The organism is Parvibaculum sp., assembly GCF_049672805.1.
GTDB lineage: Bacteria > Pseudomonadota > Alphaproteobacteria > Parvibaculales > Parvibaculaceae > Parvibaculum.
The window spans coordinates 1-8,036 of the sequence record NZ_JBATWS010000130.1 but is presented as its reverse complement, the minus strand read 5'-3'; the positions used below and the strand labels follow the sequence as shown (position 1 = coordinate 8,036).

The 8,036-nt window shown below is 59.8% G+C and carries 6 protein-coding genes and 1 pseudogene; all 7 read right to left on the bottom strand.

What is annotated here, in order from left to right; translation table 11 throughout:
- Positions 1–291 (bottom strand): annotated as a pseudogene (locus WBF74_RS04090) (chemotaxis protein CheR); the annotation flags it as partial.
- Positions 288–1,421: a protein-glutamate methylesterase/protein-glutamine glutaminase gene (locus WBF74_RS04085; RefSeq protein ID WP_424435568.1), complete on the bottom strand. Its 1,134-nt coding sequence runs from the start codon at positions 1,419–1,421 to the stop codon at positions 288–290. The pseudogene WBF74_RS04090 and the gene WBF74_RS04085, both read right to left, overlap by 4 nt.
- Positions 1,422–1,437: 16 nt before the next feature.
- Entirely contained in the window at positions 1,438–1,938 is a 501-nt protein-coding gene (locus tag WBF74_RS04080; protein ID WP_424435565.1) for a protein phosphatase CheZ, read from the bottom strand.
- Positions 1,938–2,324 (bottom strand): response regulator, encoded by a 387-nt coding sequence (locus WBF74_RS04075; RefSeq protein WP_424435562.1) that lies wholly within the window; start codon positions 2,322–2,324, stop codon positions 1,938–1,940. Before WBF74_RS04075 ends, WBF74_RS04080 begins: the two co-directional genes overlap by 1 nt.
- 25 nt (positions 2,325–2,349) lie before the next feature.
- Entirely contained in the window at positions 2,350–2,832 is a 483-nt protein-coding gene (locus tag WBF74_RS04070; protein ID WP_424435559.1) for a chemotaxis protein CheW, read from the bottom strand.
- Positions 2,829–5,729 (bottom strand): chemotaxis protein CheW, encoded by a 2,901-nt coding sequence (locus tag WBF74_RS04065; RefSeq protein WP_424435556.1) that lies wholly within the window; start codon positions 5,727–5,729, stop codon positions 2,829–2,831. Before WBF74_RS04065 ends, WBF74_RS04070 begins: the two co-directional genes overlap by 4 nt.
- Before the next feature lie 80 nt (positions 5,730–5,809).
- The coding region (locus WBF74_RS04060; RefSeq protein ID WP_424435553.1) for a PAS domain-containing sensor histidine kinase at positions 5,810–8,036 on the bottom strand (2,227 nt) is incomplete at its 5' end.

Genomic DNA, 8,036 nt, shown 5'->3' with positions numbered 1-8,036 from the left:
CGCCTGCTGCATGATGTCGGGGAGCAGACTTGTCTTCAGCCGCTCGAAAGGCCATCCGTCGCGAAAGAAAAGCGTTTCATTCGTCGTCATGGCATCGACGATCTGGTTCAACACCGTTTCGTCCCGTGTCCGCCGGATTTCCTCGATGAGCTTGCCGACGCTGTCGATGCCACGCCGCCGTGCGATTGGCGACAGGCGGCTCTCAATCAGATAGCCCTTCTCCGGCGTCAACACGAGGCCGGAGCGCTCATAGAGCATCTGCTTCAGATAGTCGAACTCGGCGGTATTCATTTCCCCTCTCCTCCTGCGATACGCATGATTGCCGGGCCGATCTGCTGTAGCGGCAGAATCTCGCTGCACAGACCGGCTTGCGCTACCGCACCCGGCATCCCCCAGACCACACTCGTCTCGCGGTCCTGCGCCAGTACATGCCCTCCCGCATGCACCACCGCCTCACACCCTTTCAACCCGTCAGATCCCATTCCTGTCAGAATGATCGTGAGGAGCCGGTCGCCGACAATGCGCGCGAGACTTCTCAGCATCGGATCAACCGCGGGCTTGCATGAATTTTCAGCCGGCCCGTCATCCAGCCGGATGATGATGCCTCCCGCCACCGCCCGTTCGACCACGAGATGCTTTCCGCCCGGTGCGATATAAATCCGGCCCGGTTCGATGCGCTCCCCCTCCTGCGCCTCGGCGGCGAGACGACCTGAATAGCGCGTCATATGCTGCGCGAGCAGGCCGGTGAAGGTTGCCGGCATATGCTGCGTGATGAGGATCGGCTGGGTCAGTGACGGATCAAGCGCTTTCAGCACCTCGGCCAGCGCCTGCGGCCCGCCGGTAGATGAGCCAATGGCGATCACATCCGGCTTTGGAAATATCTTGTTCCGACTGGTGATCGGCGCAGTGACAGGGGCAGCATTCTGAGGTGAGGTCCTTGCCTGTCTGCCCATGCGGGGCATCGCCTGCTTGCGCTTTTCGGCGCTGCCATGCTGGCGCACCTTGCGTACAAGCTCCGCATAGAAAGCGCCCGCGCCGCCAAGCCCCGCCTTCGGCTTTTCGACATAGTCAGCCGCGCCCATCGCCATTGTCTTCAGCGAGATATCGGCATCGTTCTGGCTTGCCGCCGAAACCATGATGATCTTGAGCTGCGGATCAATTTCCAGCATGCGCGGCAGGGCGGAAAGCCCGTCCAGCTCAGGCATCTCGATATCGAGCACGGCCACATCGATCTCCTGGTTTCCCAGCGCCTTGAGCGCCATCAAACCGTTTGGGACCGATGCAACAACGCGAATGTCAGGTTCCTCGCTCAGGGCGCGCGTGACGATGCCGCGCGCAATGGCTGAATCGTCAACCACCATGACACGGCATATGCTGGTAGTGTCCTTGCCTTTGCTGTGCACGCCCGCTTCGCTTCTCATTCGCCCCTGCTTCCCTTCACTTGGCTCCGCCCGCGAGAAGCCGGTCAACGGCGTCCTGCCCTGTGGCCTTTCCCGGAAGCGCCGGACCATTCAGAAGTTCATTCGTGGCTGGTGGCGGTGCTGCTGCGTGACGCCCTTCTGCCAGAAGGTCGAGACTGCGCTGAACCTCGCCAAGCGTGCCGATCACATGGGTGAGGCGCTGCCCGGTAATGTCCTGAAAGCAGCATGCTTCCATGATTGCGTCGCAGCACTCACCAACCTGCTGCCCTGCCCTGGCAGTATCGGAGAAATCAATCTCGCCGATCTTCTCAACGGCACTCATGATCCGGTCAACAGCCATTTCCATTTCGCTGATCGCCGTTTTCTGTTCGTTCAGCGCGCGCTGCAATTTCTCCTGGCGGAAGGCAGGATCAAGCAGCGGATCAAGTTCCTTGCGACTGCGCAGGACCGACCGGCAGAGGCTGATGCATTCATTGGTGAGACGCTCGACAAGATCGAGCTTTCCCTGCTCCCCCATCAGAAATCTCCGAGCACGGTCTTGAGTTTCGCTTTCAGAACTTCCGCGCTGAACGGCTTGATGATGTAGTTGTTGACGCCAGCATTGCGCGCCGCGACCACATTCTCGACCTTGGATTCTGCCGTAACCATCACGAAGGGGAGCGTCTTGAGGCTGGCATCCGCACGCACCTTCTGAAGAAGCTCGAAGCCTGTCATTGGCTGCATATTCCAGTCGGAGATCACCAGCCCGTACTGGCGTCCGCGGAGCTTTGCCAGCGCGTCTGCTCCATCCGTTGCTTCATCGATATTCGAGAAGCCGAGCTTCTGGAGAAGATTGCGGACAATGCGCAGCATCGTCTTGTAATCATCGACGATAAGGATGGGCATTTTCATATCGACAGCCATGTCGATCACTCCCTTGATTTGAATGTCAGTGGATCGCGTCTGGTGTAACCGCGTCGATCACATTGCCGACGCTGAGCACCAGAAGCAGCTTGTCTTCCAGCCGGTAGATGCCTTGCGATACATCCCGCCAGCGGGGACCAAGCGTTGCAGGGACCGGCTCGCAGAGCGTTGACGGCAGGCTCAGAACCTCCCCCACCTCATCCACAAGCAGGCTGAAAGGCTCATCCTCATGCTCGACGACAACAGCCATTGCCTTTTCCGCAAAGCCGTCAGCCGGGAGGCCGAGCCGCCGCCGCATGTCAATTGCGGTCACGATGCGCCCGCGCAGATTGAGCGAGCCCGCTATCTCCGCCGGTGCCAGCGGCACGCGGGTGATGATTTGCGGGCCCAGCACATCGCGAACATCGAGCACCGGGATGCCAAATGTCTGCCCGCCAATGACCATCGTCACATAATCTTGGGCAACAGAAAGAGCAGCCTCGTCGGTGAGGTGTGCTTGCCGTCTCATGCTGCAATCTCCTTCACCGCTGTGGCTGTTGCGGTTTTCGACAGGACGCCGAGAAGTGCTTTCGGATCAAGCTTCGTCACATAGTCTGTGAAGCCTGCTTCCTTGCCGCGCCTGATGTCCTGCGGCGTGGCATGGGAGGAGAGTGCAACGATCGGCACTTGCGTCAGGCGGTTGTCGGCGCGCAGTTCGCGCACAAGGTCAAAGCCGGAGAGGCCAGGCAGTTCGATATCGGAAACGATGCAGTCAAACTTCCTGCCTTCCTTGCAGATGCTCATTGCGGCCTCGCCGTGCTCTGCCACCGTTACCGAGTAACCGGCAATGGTGAGCATTGGCACGAGCAGATTGCGGAAGAAGGGACTGTCTTCGACGAGAAGGATCTCCCGGTCCGTTTCGGCCCCGAAGGGCTTTTCTGTTTCCACCTCGAACCAGTCGGTATCGCAGAGCCTGAGATAATGGACCGTGTCGATGATGTCGGTGGTCACGCCCGAGATAATGGCGCTGCCGAGAATGCCGGCGCGGCTGCCGCCCGCGAGCTGGAGGTCCAGTGTCGTCTCCACAATATCGAGTACGCGATCGACGACGAGGCCAAGCATGCGTGAGCCATCAACAAACACGAGGATGGGACGCTTGCCGCTTCGCTCCGGTGAATTGCCGTCAATATCAATGAGAGGCATAAGCCCGCCGCGATATTGCAGCACCGTTCTGGAACCGGCCTGCTCCGTTTTTGCGAGATCGGCTTCCTCCAGCCGCGCCACAAGGGAGAGCGGCACGGCTTTCGGCCCGCCGGACTTCGCTTCGAAAACAAGCATCGACACGGCGCTCTGCGCGCTGCGGTCGGCAGGCACCGACTGAGCGGCGGCTTCGGCGTGTGGTGCAGCAGAGATGACGGATGCAAGGCCACTCGGATCAAGGATCATTATCACGCGCCCGTCGCCCAGAATGGTCGTACCGGAGAAGCAAGCGATGTGGCGCATGGTGCGCGAAACGGGTTTGACGACGATTTCCTCAGTATCGAAAACCCGGTCCACGATGATGCCAAAGACAAATGCGCCAACCTGGGAGACGACGACATAAGTGCCCTCTGCGCCGCTCGTATCCATTTTCTCCGTATCCCCATCGGGGAGACCGAGGATTTCGCGCAGTGAGACAAGAGGAAGCAGCCTGTCGCGCAGGCGATAGACGGGACGGCCCTCGATGGTTTCCAGCCCCTTCTGCGCATTGCCGCTGATACGAACCAGCTCGAGCACGCTGCTTTGCGGCAGGGCGAAGCGCTCATCTGCGGATTCGACAATCAGCGCGGAGACGATAGCGAGTGTCAGCGGGATCTTGATGATGAAGCGCGAGCCAGCACCTTCGGTGGACTGAAACTCAATGATACCACCGATCTTTTCAATGTTGTTTCTGACGACATCCATGCCGACGCCACGCCCGGACACGCTTGTCACGGCGGCAGCGGTAGAGAAGCCCGCGCGGAAGATGAATTGCTGGATCTGCTGCTCGCTCATGGCATCAAGCTGCGCTTCGCTTGCAAGGCCGTTTGCGATCACCTTCTCACGTATCTTCGCGGTCGGCAGGCCGCGCCCGTCATCAGACACAACCACGACGATATGCCCGCCTTCATGCCGCGCGGAAAGCTCGATGGTGCCATGCTCAGGCTTGCCGCGCACGCGGCGCTCTTCCGCGCTTTCAATGCCGTGATCGGCAGAGTTTCGCACCATATGGGTGAGGGGATCGCGGATGGAATCGAGAACCTGACGGTCAAGCTCGGTTTCCGCCCCCGTCATCACCAGTTCGATTTTCTTTCCCAGTTCCTGAGACAGATCACGGACTAGGCGCGGCAGCTTGCTCCAGGCATTTCCGATTGGCTGCATGCGCGTCATCATCACGCTTTCCTGCAGTTCGGTTGTCACCTGATTGAGGCGCTGGAGGGGTGTAGCGAAGGGGCTGTCGCCGTGGTCGCGCATGATCTGCAGAAGCTGGTTGCGCGTCAGCACGAGTTCGCTGACAAGCGTCATCAGATCTTCCAGAACATCGATATTGACGCGAAGTGTCTGGGAGACCTGCGCCGCTTCCGCTTTCTCCATCGATACCGGCTTGGCCGGTTCCGGGGCAGGCCGTTCTTCTTGCGCAGCAGGCGCCGGTGCCGGCGTTTCGCTGCGCGTGAGAAGACCGATAAGGGAGACCACATCGGCCTCATCTACACCAAGCGTTCGGAAAGCTGCTGCAAGCTCACCGGCGAGCAGCCTAATGTCATCGCTGTTCCACCCATTCTCGGTGAGGCAGGTCACGACATCCGCAATGTCAATGCCCGGCACTTGCCGCAACGAAACTTCGAAGCCTTTTGCGAGGGCAAACTGAAGCCGGAGCATGTCGGGCGCGAGCGCGGTCGCTTCCGGGGATTTTTTGAGAAAGCCGTCACAGGCAAGTTCACACGCGGTGTCTATGCCGGATGCGCTTCCCGCCCTTTCGTAAAGCGTGCCTTTTTTTGCGTCGGTATCGCCGGTTGTTTCCGCTGTGACCCCGCCTTCGGCCATCTGATGAAGGGCGGCGATCACATCATCATCACAGCCTTCAAGCTCGTGGCCGCACTTGCCGAGCGCCGCGACAAGTTCCTTGATGCGGTCGAGCGCGGCAAGCACCTGCGAAATCAGCGCATGTGAGACATCAAGCTCGTTTGCCCTTACCCGCCCGAGCACATCCTCGGCGGCATGGGCGACAGCTTCGAGCCGCGGGAGACCGAGAAAGCCGCAGGTGCCCTTGATTGTGTGCATGACCCGGAAAATGCTTCCCAACAGGGCCGGGTCGCCGGGGCGCTGCTCCAGTTCGACGAGTTCGCTATCCAGCAAATCAAGCGCTTCACAGGTTTCTGCAAGAAAATCAGTCAGAAGGTCGTCCATTTGCGCCTCGTCGATCTATTCTTTCTGAACGCTAACAACCTCGTCTTAATTCGTGATAAATTTTAGAATTATTTTCATTATTACTTTATCAATACTTTAAGTGCGCCCGGCTCTTCTTCGGCGATGACGCAGCGTGAGGCCGGAAAGCGGACACTCACGCATGTGCCCTCGCCCTCCTCGCTTTCGATGAGCAATTCGGCACCGTGCAAATCCGCAAACCTTTTGGTAAGCGCGAGACCGAGGCCGACACCGTCGTAGCGGCGGGAAAGATGACTTTCGACCTGGACAAACGGCTCTATCACGCGTGCGAGATGGCTCTTCGCAATGCCGATCCCGGTATCTTCAACCGAAATACACAGACGCCCCTCGGCATCTCGCGCCACGCCCAGCGTCACCCTCCCTTTCGTCGGCGTGAACTTGACGGCGTTGGCCATAAGATTGAGCACCATCTGCGTCACAAGCCGCCGGTCACCGCGCAGGTGCAGCGCACCGCAGGGAATATGTGAACGAAGCGCGATGCCGGCCTGCTCTGCCCGCATCTGCATTGTTCTCATGCAGAAGTCGGCAAGATCGGCCACATCAAACTCGCTCTCATCAAGATCAGTCGTTCCCGCTTCAATGCGGCTCAGATCGAGAATGTCATTGACGATGGCGAGAAGGTGGATGCCGCTGTCATTGATATCCTTCGCGTAGGATTTGTATTGCTCAATCGAGGGCTTCAGCAGGTCACCTGCCATCAGCTCAGACAGGCCGATGATCGCGTTGAGCGGCGTTCTGAGCTCGTGACTCATATTGGCGAGGAATTGCGATTTCGCCTGATTGGCACATTCCGCCCGCTCCCGCGCGGCGCGCAGCTCGTCGGTCGCCTTTTGCAGATCCGTGATGTCGAGCACCGTGCCGATCAGCCTAGAGGCACGCCCTTGTTGATCCATCACCGCTTCTGCCTGCATGCGCACATGGCGAAGGGTGCCGTCCGGCACCACAATTCGCATGATCAGGAGACACGCCTCTCCCTCCGCGAGCGCGCGGCGGATATGCGTTTCAACATTCTCCCTGTCATCGGGATGAATACGCTCGAGCACATGGCCGAGTGTGAGCCCCCCTCTTTCGGGCGCGCCTCCAAAGATGCGGCGCGTCTCCTCCGAGCAGGTGATCGCAAAAGTGGCCGCATCAAGCTGCCAGTTCCCGAGATGCGCGATGCGCTCGGCTTCCGCGAGATTTGTTGCGCTCTCCCGCAGCGCCTCCAGAGCCTCGTGGCGGTCGGTCACATCATAGCAACCGATCATCGTCACATCATCGCCGCCCATCTCCATCGCAACGGCCGAAACCATGCACCAGATATCGCGGCCGCCCGCCGTCCGCATCGGCGCTTCGAAGCCAGGGCCGTGCCCGTCCGCACGCATAAAGAGTTCATGGAGACCGCCATTCAGGAAGTCGGCGATATTGTAACTGCCGATCTGATCTGCGTGGATATCGACGAGGCAGGCAAAGGCATTGTTGCAGAACAGAAGCTCCCCCGTTGACTGACGCACGATGGCAAGACCATAAGGCATGGCCTCGATCATTCTGCGCATCTGCTGCTCACGGGCGCGAAGCGCATCTTCCGTCTTTCGAAGCGAGGTCAGATCGCGCATCACGGCGGTGAACACGGCCTCACCATCGAGAACCGTTCGGGAGATCGATGCCTCGGCGGGAAACTCGCTGCCATCCTTGCGGCGCCCCTTTACCTCGGGCCGCCCGCCCATAAGCCGCGTGTCCGATTGGCCGCTGGCAAAGCCCTTGAGATGCGACTGGTGCCGCGCCCGTGCGCTTTCCGGGAGCAAGATCGACAGGTCGCGCCCGATCACCTCGTCCGCGCTATAGCCGAACATCTCTTCGGCCCGCCGATTGAAGAGGCGGATGCGGTGATCGCTCCCCATGGAAATGATCGCGTCACCCGCCGTCGCCAGCAATTCATCAAGCCGACGCCTCGCATTTGCCATTTCCTCGCTACTGATCCGGCACTGGAGCGCCATGGCCAGCCGCTCGGTTATGCCAGCGAGCACTTCGAGCGTCAGCCGGTCACGCCGCTTTTCCTTTTCGATGCCGAAGCACAGAACGGCAACAATCCCGCCTTGCGCCTGAAGCGGGATTGAAGCGCAGCCATGCCGGTACACAATCTCGCCTGTCTGCGCTGCTTCTACGGCAAGCTCCTCCACCACGGCGTCACACATGGCGTCAGCCGGGTATGTCTGCCGCAAAACAAGCCTGCCATCTCTGGGCAGCCAGATGGAGCCGCTCCGCCAGCCGGCATAAAGCGCGACCATC